Genomic DNA, 16,094 nt, shown 5'->3' with positions numbered 1-16,094 from the left:
TGGCCCTGACCGAAGCCTGCTCCGGGCCGAATTATCGCTGTTGACAATGGGTTTTGCCTCCTGCTTCAGGACGGGCGACGACGGACCGCCAGCGCTGCGGGGCTGAGTGCACGTCTGCCCAGTCGCGGAGCGGCAGGCGCTACCGCCGCTTTGCAGAGGCGACCCGACAGCACAGTCGGTGGCCGCCGGGTGAACTCCGGCCGGGAAAAACCTATCGCGGCACGACAAAGATTTCGGCACCCAGGTTTCCTTAAGCTACGCGCCATGCAGATGCCACGCCGGGTTGGGCAGAGCGCCGCAATGGCGTTCGGCCGCCGCGGAGCCCTCGGGAGCGGCTTGGCGGGCTTTGCACACTGTTGTCGCTGACTCCCCTGCCACTTGCTAATTCTCGGTAGTCACTTTCGGTGACCGGTGCCGAACATCTCGGGCATTGGAAGGCCAGCATGCACTCTTCTTTCGGATCCAGCCGATGACAGTCACAACTCCTCTCGACCCGGCGCCACGCGTCGACCCCGACACGGACGTGGTGGACACCGCCGCTGCGCTGCCTGCCGCTCCGAACCGGTCCGTCGTCACCCCGCTGCGCATCGGCGTGACGACGCTGTGGTTGTCGTTGATCGTGCTGCTGCCGTTGGTCGCCATCGCGTGGCAAGCCGGCGGTAGAGGCTGGAACGGCTTCCGGCTGGCCGTCACCTCGCACGCGGCGCTCGAATCATTCCGCGTGACATTGACCATTTCGGTCCTGGTCACCGTGCTCGATGTGGTGTTCGGCTTGGCGACCGCCTGGGTGTTGGTGCGCGACGACTTCGTCGGAAAAGGAGTCATCGATGCGCTGATCGATCTGCCTTTTGCACTGCCGACAATCGTCACCAGCTTGGTGATGCTCGCCCTCTACGGCAACTCCAGTCCGATCGGCATTCACCTGCAGCACACCCCACCCGGCGTCGCGATGGCACTGGCCTTCGTCACGTTGCCACTGGTGGTCCGTGCCGTCCAGCCGGTGCTGATGGAGATCGACCGCGATGTCGAGGAGGCGGCCGCGGCCCTCGGCGCGACGCGCCTGGTCACCTTCAAGACGGTGGTGCTGCCGTCCCTGCAACCGGCGTTGTTGACCGGTGCCGGACTTGCGTTTTCGCGGTGCGTAGCCGAGTTCGGCTCGGTCGTGACGATCGGCGGCGCCGTGCCGGGCAAGACCGAGGTGTCGTCGCAGTGGATTCGCTCGCTGATCGAGAACGATGACCACACCAGCGCGGCGGCGATTTCGATCGTGTTGTTGGCGATCTCGTTCGCCGTGCTGGTGCTGCTGCGGACCGTGGGTGGGCGGGCGGCCAAGCGCGAGGAGGACGCCGAGTGACGGCCCGCTTGGAGAAGCATCACGTTCTGCGCTTCACCGTCTTGACCTATATCGGTGTCATGCTGATCGCTCCGGTGTCGGTGATTCTGTACCGAACGTTTGAGCACGGGTTAGCCCAGTTTTGGGCCTGGATCAGCACCCCCGCGGCGATCTCGGCGCTGAAACTGTCGCTGCTATTGGTGATCATCGTGGTTCCGCTGAATGCCTTGTTCGGCGTTTCGACATCGATCCTGCTGGTACGCAACAAATTCCGCGGCCGATCAACCCTTCAGGCGATCCTGGACCTGCCGTTTGCGGTCTCTCCCATCATCGTCGGGGTCGCCCTGATCGCACTGTGGGGATCGTCGGGGGCGCTGGGCTTCGTCGAGAACCACCTGGGGTTCAAGATCATCTTCGGGCTGCCCGGGATGGTGCTGGCCAGCATCTTCGTCACGCTGCCGTTCGTGGTGCGCGAGGTTCAGCCGGTGCTCGTGGAGATCGGAATCGAACAGGAGCAGGCCGCGGCGACTCTCGGTTCCAATGCGTGGCAAACGCTTTGGCGGGTCACGCTGCCATCGATCCGGTGGGGACTGACCTACGGCGTGGTGTTGACCACGGCGCGCACACTCGGCGAGTTCGGCGCGGTCATCATGGTGTCATCGAATCTGCCGGGTCACTCCCAGACCCTGACTCTGTTGGTCAACGATCGCTACCACCGCGGGGCCGAGTACGGCGCCTACGCCGTGTCCACGCTTCTGATGGGGGTGGCCGTTGCGTTCCTGATCGCCAAGGCGGTGCTGCTGATCTACCGCCGGCGAGCCAAAGCCATGCAGTGGATGGCCCGCTGAGGCGAGCGGGAACCGATCACGCGAAGCGCTTGGTGTACCGCGGCGGCATGCGGCGCAACAGCCAGACCAGCGGGGCCCACGGCCAGGACGGGACCACGGCCCGGCCGGTTTCGCGTTCGATCGCACGCACCATGGCCTTGACCCCCGATTCGTTGTCCACCATCAACAGGGTGGACGCCGATTTCGCGGTCATCTCCGATTCGATGTAGCCCGGTTCCAGCACGGTCACCTTGATCGGTCCGCGCGAGTACTCCGCACGCAGCGACTCCCCCAGCGACGACACCCCGGCTTTGCTGGCGGCGTATGCGGCCTTCACGCCCGGAACACCTTTGTTGCCCAACACCGATGAGATCAGCACCAGGTGGCCGCTGCCGGCAGCCTTGAATATCTCCAGCGCGGTCTCTATCTGCACCAGTGCAGCCACCAGGTTCGTTTCAACGGTGGCCTTGTTGGCCCACAGCTTGCCGGATCCGAGCGGTGCGCCCTTGCCGACGCCGGCATTGACGATGACCCGGTCTATTCCACCCAACTCGGCGGCGAAATGGTTGAACACCTTGGGTATTTCGTCGTGGTCATTTACATCCAGCGCGGCCACCGCTACATTGATTCCTGGAAACTTGTCTGTCAGTTCGGCTTTCAGTTCATCAAGCCGGTCGGTCCGGCGGGCGCACAGGGCCAGGTCACGTCCCTGCGCAGCGAAAACGCGGGCCATGCCGGCGCCCAGTCCTGAACTGGCACCGGTGATGAGGATTCTCTGACGGGTCACCAGGGCAGCTTAACGGCGCTGGCAGCCTGCCGAAGTCACGTCGAAGAATTACTTGAGCAGTCGCGACATCCGCCGATCGGCCAGCACCTTTCCACCGGTCTGGCAGGTCGGGCAGTACTGAAATGACTTATCGGCGAAAGAAATTTCCCGAACCGTGTCGGCGCATACCGGGCACGGCAGCCCGGTTCGGGCATGAACCCGCAGACCGGAACGTTTCTCCCCCTTCAAGGTGGCGGCCTGTTGGCCGACCGAGCGGGTGACGGCGTCGGCCAGCACGGTGTGCATGGCCTCGTGCAACGCGCTCAGTTGGTCTGCCGACAGCTTGCCGGCGGTGGCGAATGGCGACAGCCGGGCGGTGTGCAGGATCTCGTCGCTGTAGGCGTTGCCGATTCCGGCGATCACCTTCTGGTCGGTCAGGACGGTTTTGATGCGACCGGTATTGCCGGCCAGCAATCCAGCCAGCTCCTCGGCGTTGACCGCCAGCGCGTCCGGCCCCAGTGTGGCGATACCCGGCACCTTCAGCGGGTCGTCGACCAACCAGACCGCCAGCCTCTTCTGGGTGCCGGCTTCGGTCAGATCGAAGCCGGGGGCCTGCCCCGGGACGCCCAGGTGCACCCGCAGCGCAATCGGTCCCTTACCCGGTCGCAGCGGCGCCGCCGCCAGCTGATCCGACCAGCGCAGCCAACCCGCCCTGGACAGGTGGGCGATCAAGAACAGCTCACCGGCCTGCAATCCCAGATACTTGCCCCAGCGGTGCGCGCCGGTCACCTGCTGACCGTGCAACGCCGTCGGCGGCGGGTCGAAGGTTTTGAGCACCGACAGCGCCGCCACATCGATCCGGCCGATGGCGCAATCGACGGCGTGCCGCCGCAGGTGATCGGCGAGTGCTTCGACCTCGGGCAGCTCCGGCATGCCCCCGAGTCTGCCCGTTTCCCCGGCGGCGCGCCCGACTCTTCGGCGCGTGGTAGCGGGAGGCTATCCCGTCGCCGCGGCGGGGCTCACCACGACCGAGACCGTGACGGCGCCGGAGTCCGAGGCGACGGCCAGTTCAGCGGCATTGGCTGCCGAGACGACGTGCCCACCGCTGACGACGACGTCGTAGCCGCCGGGGTAGGCGAGCGCCGGCACCGAAATAGTGGTGATGGAGCCGTCGGCAAAGCTGCCCGACCCATTCGCCATCGCGGTGGAATAGCTGAAGTGCAGGGCGCCGTCGACCATTGACCAGTTTGTCGGGGTTCCGGAAACCACCTGGGGATAGGGCTCGGCCAACAGGCCCAACTTCGCGGCGTCCACGTTGTCCCCGGTCGGCGCCACCGCGGGGTCGTGGACCAGCCACCCATGGCCACCCCCGGTGGTGGTGATGTCACCCCGGTCGCTGTACTCCCACTCGGTCCACCCGATGAAATTCTTGTCGGCGGCCCGCATGGTGGCGCTGATGGTGTCGAGGCTGCCGCCGGAGCCGAATTCGCTCATGAACGACGGGATGCCGTGGGCGTTCGCGTATGCCATGGCGTTGTGCACGGGTATGTCGGTCAGCGGCCCGACGTAGCCGAGGTAGTTGTGAAACGAGAAGACGGTGTTGGGGTCGTCGACCGTGCCCAGGCTGATCGGGAACGCCAAGCCGTTGATGACCGCGGGCTCGAAGAACACCGGGGTGTGCGGGTCGACGGCCCGGATCGCGGCGTCCACCTGGTTGTAGAACGGGGTCAGCTCCTGGGTGCCGAAGTGCGAGCTGAACAGGCTCGCCAGGGTCTGGGAACCCGCGGCCGGTTCGTTCATGATCCCGTAGCCGGCCACCCCGGGATTGCCCTTGAAGTAGTCGGCCACGTGCTCCCACATCAGCGCGTAATGGTTCTGCAGCCCGACCTGATCGGGCGCCTGCGAGTTGGACCAGAACTCATCCCAGGCGTGGTTGCTCGCGGGATTGAGCAGTCCGTTGAGCAGGAAGCCGAAGTCGAGGTTGGGCACACCGCCGTCCTGCGCCGCCCAGTCGGGGGCTCCTTCGCCGGCGAACTTGGCGCCGTAGTCGTCCTGGTGCAGGTCGAGGATGCCGGTGATGCCGTGGTTGTGCAGGATCTGCACGGTCTGGGCGATCGACGCGAGGTAGGCGTCGTCGAAAACGCCGGGTTGTGGCTCCACCCCAGCCCAGATGACGCCCAGGCGAACCACATTGAACCCGTTGTCGGCGAGGAAGGCCGCGTCGTCGTCACCGAACCCGATCGCCGAGGGTTCATACGGCGCAAGCTTGTACACCTCGTTGAGGCCGTGCAGGATGACGACCTGCCCGTCAGCGTTGGTGATCCAGCCGCCTGTGCTGGCCAGAGCCGCCGGGCCCACCGGGCTCCGGGTGGGATCGGTGCCGTAGTGGCCGACCGCGCCGTGGGTGCCGAGCGCGCTGCCGTTGCCGCCCGCACCGCCCAGCGCCGGCAAGCCCGTGGCAGGCCCGCCGATTCCGCTGTCGCCGCCGTCGCCGCCGTGACCGCCGCTGCCCAGTAGTCCGATGCCGTCGCCGCCATCGCCGCCGTGAGCGCCATCAGCCCCGCTGCCGCCGGCACCGCCCGCACCGCCGATCCCGAACAGCAGCCCGGCCGCGTTGCCGCCGGCCCCGCCGACACCACCTGTTGCGCCCGACGCATCGCCCCCGGTGCCGCCGGCACCACCGACGCCGAGCAACACGCCGCCCGATCCGCCGACGCCCCCGGCTGCCCCCGCGCCGCCGGCACCGCCGATACCTCCGTTGCCGAGCAGTCCCGCCGCTCCGCCCGCGCCGCCGGCGACCTGGTCGGTGGTGCTGTCATAACCGGCCCCGCCGTCACCGAACAGCCAGCCGCCCGCAGCGCCGTCGACGTGCTGCGCGGTGCCGGCGGCCCCGTTGGCCACCATGGGCCCTAGACCGACCGCCTCACTGAGCTGGTTCAGCCCGTCAATCAGCGGCGTGAGCGTCGCGCTGTGAATCCAATTCTCGATTCCGGTGTGCAGTGGGGTGTAGATGTTCTGGTCGAACCAGGCTGTCGCATCGAATACCGAAGTGTCGGCGCCGCCCGGCCAGCTCAGGCCGGCGAAAGCCGCCTCCCAGTGTGCGGAGTCGAAGAAGGTGTCCCAGGCCGCTGGCGTCGCCAACGCCTCCCAATCAAGACCCCCGGTTGCCGCGTCCACGAACGGCGCCAGCACCTGATCGAGCACCTCGTCGACGACGTCGGCACGCGCCACCGGGGCCGCCGCCAGCGGCAGCGTGGGCAGATTCAGCAACGCCGCGATCGCCGCGGTCACGCCTACACGACTCATCTCGGACGGCCCCCCACCCACTGAAAACAGCATGAGATTCAGCTAAGGAGCAACGTTCCACCGGTCGCATTCCCTGTCAACCCGTTCCGCTCGCCGCCGTTCGTTGCGACCATGTTGATCGTGTCGGAAGCGTTGGCGGGGAGGGAATCCGAAGTCCGCGCGATATCGGACTTCCTTGCCCAGGTCGGGGACGGCCCAGCGGGGTTGCTGTTGGAGGGCGAGCCGGGCATCGGAAAGACGTCCTTGCTGGTCGGCGCCACCGACCAAGCCTTGAGTCGGGGGTTTCGGGCGTTGTCAGCACGCGGTTCGCCGGCCGAGGTCAGCTATGCCTATTCGGCGGTGGCGGACCTGTTGAGCGGGGTCGATGAGGCAGCGTTGGCTCAGTTGCCCGACATGCACCGCCTGGCCCTGGAGCGCGCGCAGCTGGGTGATGTGGCCGCCGGACCGGTTACCGACGAACGCGTGGTCGGAACGGCCTTCTTGACGGTGATCCAGCACCTCAGCGCCCAGGCGCCGGTTTTGCTGGCCATCGATGATGCGCAATGGCTGGATCGCTCGAGCAAGGCGGTGATCAGCTACGCCGCCCGCCGACTCAGCGGACGAGCCCGAATGCTGGCCACCGTCCGCCTCGGGGATCCGGACTCGCTCGACATCCAGTCGCGGCTGCAGTTCCGCCGGCCGGAGGCGCTTACCCGGCTGCGCATCCGGCCGCTGCCGCTGGGCGGCTTGCATGCCCTGATCGCCGCGCGGCTGGGGCACACGCTGCCACGCCCGACGATCACCCGCATCCACGACATCTCCGGCGGTAACCCGTTCTTCGCACTCGAACTCGCGGCGCGCACGGCGGCCGGCGAATCCGATGCCATCGTCGATCTGCCGGACACGTTGTCGGCGCTGGTGCGCGGCCGAATCGGGGACGCCGGCGACGAGGAGTCCACGGTATTGCTGGCAGCGGCGTCCACGGCGGCGCCGACCGTCGAATTGATCGCCCAAGGCACCGCCTTGACCACAGCTCGTGTTGTCGAGTTGCTGGACTCGGCGGCAAGCCGCGCGATCGTCGGCCTCGACGGGAACAGGGTGCGGTTCACCCATCCGCTGTTCGCCACCGGGGTCTACACCGGCGCCACACCTGCGCGGCGGCGGGCCATGCATCGCCGGCTCGCCGATGTCATCGATCAGCCCGAGATCAAGGCACGCCATCTGGCCCTGTCCGCGAGCAGCGGTGATCAGCTGACCTTGTCGACGCTCGACGCGGCCGCCGAATCCACGTCCGCGCGAGGCGCACCGGCGGTGGCCGCCGAATTGATCGAGCTGGCGATCAACTTGGGCGGTGACACCCCGCAGCGACGGGTCCGCGCCGGAGAGCTGCAGTTCCGCGCCGGATCACTGGTTGCCGCACGTCGGCATCTGCAGACCGCCTTGAAAGACGTACCTTCAGGAGCACTGCGGTCGATGGCACTGCTGTGGTTGGGCGCGGTGCTGGGATACGACGACGACACGGTGGGTTCCGCGGAATCGATGGCCGCGGCGGCCGATGAGGCCGGCGACAACGCCGCACTGCGGCTGCTGTGCCTGCTGCGCTTGGTCCTGCCGCTGGCCATGCTCGGCCGGCTCGACGATGCGGTCGCACGCGCCGACGAGGCCGTCGAACTCGCGAATCAACTTGGCGTGCCGAACCTGCGGAGCCAGGCGTTGTCGATCATGGTTTTCGCCAAATTCGCACGCGGGCTCGGCGAAGATCGCGACGCCCTGCAGCTGGCACTGGAGCTGGAGGACCCGCACGGCGGCGCGTCCACCTGGTTTCGGGCCAGCGGCGCCGCGGCAATGATGCCGGCCTACCGCGGCGACCTCGAGAGCGCGCTGACACGCATGCGCGCACTACAGCAACAGTTGCGCGAGGGCGGCACCGAGGTGGACATTCTCTGGGCGGCCGTTCGGATTTCCATGATCACGCTGTGGGCGGGCCGATATCAGGAGGCAGATGCTGCGGCACGCGAGGCGGTCGAGCGCGCCGAGCAGATGGATGGCCGGCTGGCGCTGGTCACCGCCTGGACGGTCCAGGCTGCGGTCGCGGCATACACCGGCCGCGAAACCGAAGCACGCAATGCGGTCGCGGCCTCGATCGAGACCGCCGATCGCATCGGGGCACCACTGTTGACCAAAGAACCCAGCCTGATCCTGGGGTTCCTCGAGGTCTCGCTAGAGAACTATCCGGCGGCGCTGGCGGTGCTACAGCCCCTCCTCGACGGATTCCGCACCGCCCCCAGCTGCGATGTCCAAGGCGGCGGATATCTTCCCGACGCCATCGAAACGCTGACCGCGCTGGGTCACATCGACGACGCCGAGCATCTGGTCGACACGCTGGAGCAACACGGCACCATCCATGATTGGCCGTGGACGCTGGCGGTGGCGGCACGCGGCCGGGCCCATGTGCTGGCGGCTCGCGGCGAGTTGCCTGCCGCGCTCGCGGCCCTCGATCGGGCGGTGACACACCATGCGCGGCTGCCGATGCCCTTCGAACAGGCCCGCACCCAGTTACTGCTCGCCACAGTGCAGCGCCGCCGACGACGCCACTCGAGTGCAACGGCGAGCCTGCGCGCGGCGCTGCAGATTTTTCAGCAGCTCGGCGCGCCACTGTGGGCAGCGCGAGCACATGCCGAACTGGGCCGTGTCGATCAGTCCCAGGGTGCCACCGCGACTTTGACCGCCGCAGAGCACCGGGTGGCAACCCTGGCCGCGGATGGCATGTCCAATAAGCAGATCGCGGCGCAGCTCTACATCTCGGCCAAGACCGTCGAAATGAATCTGAGCCGCGTCTACCGCAAACTGGGCATCCGCTCGCGCGCTGGATTGTCCGCGGCATTGGCCGGCGCCCAAGCCACGGACGAGAACTGATCGCCTGCCGTAGTCACCCGCGGCCGGCCGGTCAACCTATCTGGCGATGCGTCCGGCGACTAGCGACAACACCCAGCCCACCAGCGACAAAACGATCGCCGCCCAGATCGCGTCCCACCAGAAATCGGCGATGTAGAGGCCCCAGTGTTTGGCCGTCTTGTCGGTGATCCACGCGGTGATCCACAGCATCAGCGCATTGACCACGATGTGGAACAGCCCCAGGGTGACGATGTACAGCGGTATCGACAGCAGTTGCACCACCGGTTTGATGAAGGCGTTCACCAGACCGAAGATCAAGGCGATGACGAAGATGATGCCCACCCGTTGCAGCGTGGTGTCGCCGCCGACGATCTCGATCCCCGAAACGATCTGAGTGACGATCCACAAGGCGAGTCCGGTCAGCGCAGCGCGGAGCAGGAAGGGTCCCATGCGCAGATCTTGCCACGGGGCAAACGTTGAGAACCTGGCTTTCTCAATTGCGTCGGGTTGGAGCCCGGGACGCCCAGACCCGACTAAAGCCAGCTCCCGGCAGCCTCGGCGCGGGCCCGCACCCCCGCCGTGATCCGGTCGGCGTGCCACCCGGCCTGACGACAAGCCGTCAGCACCGCGTCAGAGGAGTCGGCGGCGACCACCCCGAACAAGGTCTCGTCGCTGGGCGAGCTCAAGGCAACCACCAGCCTCCCGCGCACGGCGACCGCGGCGGATGCCAGCCGGTCGATCACAGCGTCGACGGTTGATTCGCCCAGGTCCGGTTGATACCACTCCACCAAGAAACACTGACGCGCCGCTTCGATGTCGCCCATGCGCCCGACGCTAGCCAACCCGACCCCGCAGCGAATCAGGGTTTTCCCTGGACTCCTCCTGAATTGAGCGCAGCAAACAGCCCGGCACGGGAGCGGATGCCCAACTTGCGGTACACGGCGCTCAGCGTCATCTCGACGGTTTTGGGGGCGATGAACAACTCCGCGGCGATCTGTTTGTTGGACAAGCCCGCTGCCGCGTGTTCGGCGACTCGCCGCTCGGCGGTGGTAAGTCCCGACCCCAGGCCTGCCGCGGCCATCCGGTCCAGCTCGGCACGGGCACGGCGGGCCCACAGCGGAGCCCCCACCCTCTCGAAGGTGGCCAGCGCCGTAGTCAAGCTCGCCTGAGCATCCTGTTTGCGCCGACGACGGCGCTGCACCTGACCCAGCAACAACTGCGTGCGCGCCGTCTCGAACGGCATCGGCAGCCGCCCATGGTGCAGCAGCGCCTCGATGGCCGTCCGCTCTGCGGCTTCGAGCTCTCCCCGCGCAGCCAGCCAGTGGCTGCGCCCGCGGGCGCCAACCGCCAACATCCAGGGCCGATCAAGCCGCGCTCCGTTGGTCTCCAGCGCCACTATCAGCGGTTCGGCCTCGTCGAGACGTCCCAGCGCGGTGAGAGCCTCTACCGCGTCGGGCAGGTATGCGCCGACGACGATCTCGGTGTCGTGATCGGGATCGAATCCGCAGAGCAACGGCTCCAGTGTCGCGACCGCAGCCGCGTAGTCGCCCCGCGACACCTCCAGAAATCCCAGTGCCGCCGTCGCCGATGCCACCAGAAACGCGGCCCCGGTATCCGAGGCCGCCTCAATCGCCGTCGTCGCGATGCTCCGTGCCGCGTCTTCGTCGCCACGCAATGCCGCGATCTCCGCTTGCGTGCACCAGGCATGGACGAGCAGGTGCGTTCCGCCCATCTGTTCAGCTCGCTGGACGCTGTCTTCGGCGAGATCCGCTGCGGCTGTCAGATTTCCCAGCCACAAGTCGAACCTGGCGACGTAATTGGCCGCCCACAGCGTGTCGACCTCCGTCCCGTGGGCTAGAAAACGCTGGTGAATGGCGCGCATCTGGTCGCGCCCCACCTGCACCTCCCCGGCCACGGCAGCCATGACGGGCAGGGCTGCACTGGCCCGGAAGGTGGCCGCGGCGCCACTGCTGTGGTCTTCGATCTCCGCGGCCCAGCGCAAGGCCTTGCGGTCCACGCCCAGCCCGTACAGGAGACGCACATGCGCAGCAATCGTCAGGGCTTGGCTGCGAAGCGGCGCGATATCCAAGTCTTCCGCCTGTTCCACAGCGGTGTTCGCCAGTTCGACCGATCTCTTCATGTCCCCGATCAGCCCCGCCACCGGCACGAGCAGCAGCCTTGCCCGCAGCTGCAGAACGGGATGATCGGCGGCTTCAGCTACGGCCTTGGTGAGCAGCTCGGCGGCCGTCACCAGACTTTCGACATAGCCGGTGACAGCGGCAAGGAGCATCAGCGCCATGCATCGCAGCGGGTTCCCGGACGGCAGATCATCGAGAATGCACTGCAGATGCGAACGCGCCAGGGCCACCTCGCCGGATCGGAAATGCTGCTCTGCGGCCTGAATTCGACGGACCGGGTTGTCATCGCCGAGTTTGATCGCCAGCTCGATCAACTCGGCGGCCACCGCGGGGGCGCCTCGAGCCCGAGTAGCGGCGGCCGCTCCGTCCAGCGCCTGCAGCACTTCGGGGTCGGCGGTGGTGGCCGCCAGCGCCAGGTGCCGGGCCTTGACCTCGGGTTCGGTGACGATATTGCTGAGCCGGCGGTGCATGGCCCGGCGCTCCGACGGGCCGGCGGCGCTGTAGACGCCGGTGGCGAACAACGGATGACGGAACCGGATCCGGCTGCCGTCGATTCCGACGACCCCGCTCGCCGGTGCGGATTCGGCCACCTCGACTACGCGCTCGGGGCTGATGCCGGTGGCCAGGCTCACCCGCTCCACGGTCGGCGGTACGGAGCAGGCCGCGGCCAGCAACACCGCGCCGACTTCCGCATCAACCTGCCCGATGTGCTCGTGCACCAGCGTCGCCAGGCTGTCGGGCAGGCCGATCGCGGCTCTGTCGGGGTCCTCGACGATGAACCGCGCCAACTCGAGGGCGAAAAATGGGTTCCCACCGGACGTTTGGTGAATCCGGGTGACGGTGGGGCGGGGTAAGGTACGCCGCAGGCGTGCCGATATCAGCGCGTGCACTCCGCCCAACGTCAACGGGGTGATCCGTACGCGCTCGATCGACCCGGGAAGAGCAGGGCTAAGCCAACTCAAGTCGGCGACGTCTGTCTCGCCGGTTCGCAGGGCCAACAACAGACCGACCCGCCCGGTGAGCCGTCGTTCGGCGAACCCGATCACCATCTGGCTCGACATGTCCAGCCACTGAACGTCGTCGATGCACAGCAACACCGGGGTCTTCGAACTCAGCTTGCGGAGCACCGCCAGAAAGGCGGTGGCGACCATCCGCTCGTCGCTCGCCGGCCCGTCATCGCCGCCGAGCAGAATCCGGTCCACTGCCGCGCGCTGTCCGTCGGGCAGCTGCGCCAGCACCTCGGCCTCGACACCACCGAGCAGGTCAGCCACCGCGGCGTAGGCATAGCGGACCTCGGTCGGAGCGCCCGCCGCCGAGAGCACCTGGAAGCCCCGCTCGACCGCCGCGGCGGCCGCCCCCCATAGGAGTGTGGACTTTCCGATGCCAGCTTCGCCTTCGAGCAGCAGCGTGGCGGGTTCGGTCAGGGCCGCTTCCAGGAAAGCGCAGACGGCTGACATCTCAGCCTTTCGGTCCGCCAGACCCAGTCGCATGGCCACATTGTGGCAGGCGACACCCCGCTCGGTAGGTAGTTGCGAGCCGCCGGCAGCAAACCTGACCGCGCTGTTTCAGCAGTGTTTCCCGCCCGCCACGTATGTGACGGGTACCACAGTTCGGACCGACGGTATCCGGTACCGCCGGTATTGACATGTCTGGTCGCGGCTCCTAGTTTTTGAAGTCCGAGCGAGAAGGGATTCCGCGATGACCACTGCGGTGCGGCCGAGCGAACCGACCCGGGAGGAATTTGCCGAGCGGCTACTGAAGGGCTCGGTGAAGAAGTCCTACGCGCCGGTCGTCGACATCGACTGGAACGCCCCGCTGGAGGAGGACAGGTTCTTCCTGCCGCCACGGATGTGCACGCTCTACGGCACCCGCCTGTGGGAGTCCATGACCCGCGAGCAGCAGATCGAGATGTCACGCCAAGAGCTGGTCAACGTCCTGTCGGCCGGCATCTGGTTCGAAAACATCCTCAACCAGGCGCTGCTGCGCGACATAATGCACAAGAACCCCACCGCGCGCACCACCCAATACTCGTTGACCGAACTAGGCGACGAGACCCGTCACATGCTGATGTTCGGCAAGACCATCGACCGGATCGGCGGCGTACCGGTACGCCCGCGGCTGCACCAGCGCATCGCCATCAACGCGCTTCCGTTCCTGTTCCGCGGCAGCATCCTGTGGGGAGCAGCACTGGTCGGCGAGGAGATCTTCGACTCGCTGCAGCGCCAGATCCTCGACGATCCCGACCTGCAGCCGATCGTGCGGCGGGTGATGCGCATCCACGTCACCGAGGAAGCCCGCCACATTCAGTACGCCCGCGACGGTCTGCGGCGCAGGGTCCCGGCGATGCCCCGCTACCGCCGGATACTGCTGGCCAACCTGCAGGGCGTCGGCGGACCGTTCTACCGCCACCTGTTCACGCTGCCGGTCATTTACAACCGAGTCGGGCTGGACGGTCGCGAAGCTCGCCGCGTGGCGCGGGCCAACCCGCACTTCCAGGCGGCGTCCCGCTCGTCGTTCGCACCGCTGGCCGCGTTCTTCACCGAAGTCGGACTGATGGGCGGGCTGGCCCGGCGGATGTGGCGGCGGGCCGGATTCCTGTGAGCCGCAACGGCGTCATCGACGTGGTGGTGCTCGGCGACCCGGCGCCCCTGCACGGGTTGATCGACGGAGTTCGGGTGGTCGACGCGGCGAACGTGACCACCGGATTCGACAGCGGCACCGACACCTGGACGGTGACCACCTCCGACGGCGAAAAGCTGAGTGCCCGCGCGCTGATCGGCACCGCCGCCTCAACCGACGACGCCGTCGCCAGACATGGCGTCCCCAACCGATTTCAGATACCGGGCCCGCACACCCGCCGGCAGGCCCGCTATGTGGCTCGGCTCATCGATGCCCTCCGGCGCAGCGGGGCCAGCCGCATCGAGTCTCGCTCGCCACGGCTGCGGGTGCGCCCGCTGCTGCCGACCCGGGGGATCTCCCGGTTCTATCTCACTGGGTGCGGTGGCGTTGATTTGGAGAACGCAGAAACCTACGACGGCCCAGCGATTCTCACCCACAACGGCGAGGATTACCCGACGCAAGTCCGGCTGACCGGGCATTTCGATCCGGTTGATGGCCAATACCATTGGCAGGGAATGCTTTTCAATGACCTTCCCGGGGCGAGTGTCACCGGCTCGAAGGTCAGCATCCGGATCGGCGAGCACACCGCCGAAGGGCGCGTCGCCGAGCGGACACCGTGGGGCACGCTGACCGTGGTCGGCGCCGCCGGATATCCGCCGTATCCCTTGGCGGATGTCGAGGTCGCGATGCCGCCGCGGATGTGAACGCAGTCCCCACTCGGGCCGGGCAGGGCCAGTCTGCTATGCAGAGAACAGCGCCCCACCACCGAAAGACCGAGGAGACGACGTGCGGTTCACTTACGCCGAAGCGATGACCGACCCGAGCTATTACATTCCGCTCGCCAAGGCCGCCGAGGCCGCTGGGTACCACAGCATGACGATCCCCGACAGCATCGCCTACCCGTTCGAATCTGACTCGAAATACCCCTACACCCCCGACGGCAACCGGGAATTCCTCGACGGCAAGGCCTTCATCGAGACCTTCGTCTTGATCGCGGCACTGGGCGCAGTCACCAGCACGCTGCGTTTCACCCCGTTCGTGGTCAAGTTGCCGATCCGCCCGCCGGCCTTGGTCGCCAAGCAGGCCGGCTCGCTGGCCGCGATGATCAACAACCGGCTGGCACTGGGCGTGGGCACCAGCCCGTGGCCGGAGGACTACGAATTGATGGGGGTGCCGTTCGCCCGGCGCGGTAAGCGGATGGACGAGTGCATCGAGATCATCCGGGGCCTGACCACCGGCGACTACTTCGAGTTCCACGGCGAGTTCTATGACATCCCCAAGACCAAGATGACCCCGGCCCCGTCGCAGCCGATCCCGATCCTGATCGGCGGCCATGCCGAAGCCGCGCTGCGGCGCGCGGCCCGGCACGACGGCTGGATGCACGGCGGCGGCGACCCGGCCGAGCTCGACGGGCTCATCACCCGGCTCAAGCAGCTCCGCGAGGAAGAGGGTCGCGCCGATGACCCGTTCGAGATCCACGTGATCTCGGTCGACGGATTCACCCTCGATGGCATCAGGCGGCTGGAGGACAAAGGCGTCACCGACGTCATCGTCGGCTTCCGGGTGCCCTACATCCTCGGGCCCGACACCGAGCCGCTGGAGAACAAGATCCGCAACCTGGAGAGGTTCGCCGAGCACGTCATCGCCAAGGCGGGGTGACACCGGTCATGTCTTGACCCCCAGGTGCGCACCCTCACCGTTTTGCCCTGCCGAATCGGGATCAATTTCGCCGCCACCGGCGTTGACCCCTATGTGCGCTGACCGTCCACCCACATCGGTCAGGTACTGCAGTTCTCGTTGCGTGACCTGCAGGGGGTAATCACACATGAAGACACAAAAGTATTCACCGGTCGAGCCACGAATCGGCCATGGCGACCACCAGCGGGTTATCCGCCTGCTTCGCGCCGCCGCAGCTGAGGCCGGGCAGAGCGACGCCCGGCGTCAGTGGATTCGCGCCGCGACGCAATGTTGATCGGGCTCCCCCGGAATTTGTCAAGGCGTTTGAGTCCATCAGGTGTTAGGCGGCTGTTGTGTCGGCCTCCTGGGCTGGCTGGTTGATCCAGACGGTGTCGGGCAGGTCGAGGATCTTCGGCGCACGGTTGGTACCGAAGCGGTGCGGGTGTCGGATACGGGCGTCGGCGAGCACGGCTCGCCGGTCGGCAGCCTTGTCGGCGGCCAGCCCGAAGTGCACGTCGGCAGGCGTGTGTAGCCCGATCCCGGTATGACGATGC

At 67.1% G+C, this 16,094-nt stretch carries 13 protein-coding genes and 2 pseudogenes; 6 read left to right on the top strand and 9 right to left on the bottom strand.

All coding sequences use genetic code 11. The features are described 5' to 3' along the window. Positions 1 to 469: 469 nt before the first annotated feature. Together cysT and cysW are read left to right on the top strand one after the other, a co-directional pair. Complete coding sequence (cysT, locus tag EJK91_RS17700; protein WP_125079579.1) at positions 470 to 1,354, top strand: sulfate ABC transporter permease subunit CysT; 885 nt, start codon at positions 470 to 472, stop codon at positions 1,352 to 1,354. Next, on the top strand, positions 1,351 to 2,181 hold the full coding sequence (gene cysW / locus EJK91_RS17695; RefSeq protein WP_241178733.1) for a sulfate ABC transporter permease subunit CysW: 831 nt from the start codon (positions 1,351 to 1,353) through the stop codon (positions 2,179 to 2,181). Before cysT ends, cysW begins: the two co-directional genes overlap by 4 nt. Positions 2,182 to 2,197: 16 nt before the next feature. Here cysW and EJK91_RS17690 read toward each other — a convergent pair whose 3' ends face one another. The 4 genes and pseudogenes from EJK91_RS17690 to EJK91_RS23000 all read right to left on the bottom strand — a co-directional run bounded on the left by EJK91_RS17690 (position 2,198) and on the right by EJK91_RS23000 (position 6,232). Continuing rightward, on the bottom strand, positions 2,198 to 2,947 hold the full coding sequence (locus tag EJK91_RS17690) for an SDR family oxidoreductase (protein ID WP_024443713.1): 750 nt from the start codon (positions 2,945 to 2,947) through the stop codon (positions 2,198 to 2,200). A gap of 48 nt (positions 2,948 to 2,995) precedes the next feature. Continuing rightward, complete coding sequence (locus EJK91_RS22620) at positions 2,996 to 3,469, bottom strand: zinc finger domain-containing protein (protein WP_231384352.1); 474 nt, start codon at positions 3,467 to 3,469, stop codon at positions 2,996 to 2,998. A gap of 147 nt (positions 3,470 to 3,616) precedes the next feature. Further along, positions 3,617 to 3,859 (bottom strand): annotated as a pseudogene (locus EJK91_RS22615) (DNA-formamidopyrimidine glycosylase family protein); the annotation flags it as partial. Positions 3,860 to 3,922: 63 nt separating this feature from the next. Further along, a complete protein-coding gene (locus tag EJK91_RS23000) occupies positions 3,923 to 6,232 on the bottom strand; it encodes a cellulase family glycosylhydrolase (protein ID WP_277424736.1) in 2,310 nt (769 codons plus the stop codon). Positions 6,233 to 6,352: 120 nt separating this feature from the next. Between EJK91_RS23000 and EJK91_RS17675 the strand changes: the two genes are divergently transcribed. After that, positions 6,353 to 9,127: a helix-turn-helix transcriptional regulator gene (locus tag EJK91_RS17675; protein WP_164518010.1), complete on the top strand. Its 2,775-nt coding sequence runs from the start codon at positions 6,353 to 6,355 to the stop codon at positions 9,125 to 9,127. A gap of 36 nt (positions 9,128 to 9,163) precedes the next feature. Here the strand turns inward: EJK91_RS17675 and EJK91_RS17670 are convergent, their stop codons facing one another. The 3 genes from EJK91_RS17670 to EJK91_RS17660 form a co-directional block, all read right to left on the bottom strand. Beyond that, a complete protein-coding gene (locus tag EJK91_RS17670; protein WP_024443717.1) occupies positions 9,164 to 9,556 on the bottom strand; it encodes a phage holin family protein in 393 nt (130 codons plus the stop codon). An 83-nt stretch (positions 9,557 to 9,639) separates the two neighbouring features. Then, positions 9,640 to 9,930, bottom strand: a complete 291-nt coding sequence (locus tag EJK91_RS17665) for a hypothetical protein (protein WP_024443718.1) — start codon at positions 9,928 to 9,930, stop codon at positions 9,640 to 9,642. A 35-nt stretch (positions 9,931 to 9,965) separates the two neighbouring features. Then, on the bottom strand, positions 9,966 to 12,734 hold the full coding sequence (locus EJK91_RS17660; protein ID WP_125079576.1) for a helix-turn-helix transcriptional regulator: 2,769 nt from the start codon (positions 12,732 to 12,734) through the stop codon (positions 9,966 to 9,968). A gap of 208 nt (positions 12,735 to 12,942) precedes the next feature. On the opposite strand from EJK91_RS17660, the gene EJK91_RS17655 reads away from it, so the two are divergent. From EJK91_RS17655 to EJK91_RS17645, 3 genes are all read left to right on the top strand, one after another. Continuing rightward, entirely contained in the window at positions 12,943 to 13,845 is a 903-nt protein-coding gene (locus EJK91_RS17655; protein WP_125079575.1) for an AurF N-oxygenase family protein, read from the top strand. Continuing rightward, positions 13,842 to 14,567 carry a DUF4873 domain-containing protein gene (locus tag EJK91_RS17650; RefSeq protein WP_125079574.1) on the top strand — a complete coding sequence of 242 codons (726 nt, stop codon included), beginning with the start codon at positions 13,842 to 13,844 and terminating at the stop codon, positions 14,565 to 14,567. The genes EJK91_RS17655 and EJK91_RS17650 overlap by 4 nt, the downstream gene beginning before the upstream one ends. A gap of 82 nt (positions 14,568 to 14,649) precedes the next feature. Next, positions 14,650 to 15,522, top strand: coding sequence for a TIGR03619 family F420-dependent LLM class oxidoreductase (locus EJK91_RS17645; RefSeq protein WP_125079573.1), 873 nt, complete (start codon positions 14,650 to 14,652; stop codon positions 15,520 to 15,522). A gap of 6 nt (positions 15,523 to 15,528) precedes the next feature. On the opposite strand, the gene EJK91_RS22175 is transcribed toward EJK91_RS17645, so the two are convergent. Together EJK91_RS22175 and EJK91_RS21880 are read right to left on the bottom strand one after the other, a co-directional pair. Beyond that, the gene (locus EJK91_RS22175) at positions 15,529 to 15,690 is read right to left on the bottom strand and encodes a hypothetical protein (protein WP_206430437.1); all 162 of its coding nucleotides are present in this window, start codon (positions 15,688 to 15,690) and stop codon (positions 15,529 to 15,531) included. Between the two features lie 190 nt (positions 15,691 to 15,880). Further along, positions 15,881 to 16,094: pseudogene (locus tag EJK91_RS21880) on the bottom strand (IS3-like element ISAar46 family transposase); the annotation flags it as partial.

Source organism: Mycobacterium sp. P7213 (genome assembly GCF_900604305.1).
Taxonomy (GTDB): domain Bacteria; phylum Actinomycetota; class Actinomycetes; order Mycobacteriales; family Mycobacteriaceae; genus Mycobacterium.
The sequence above is the reverse complement of the archived record's forward strand: the minus strand, read 5'-3'. Positions and strand labels throughout refer to the sequence as shown.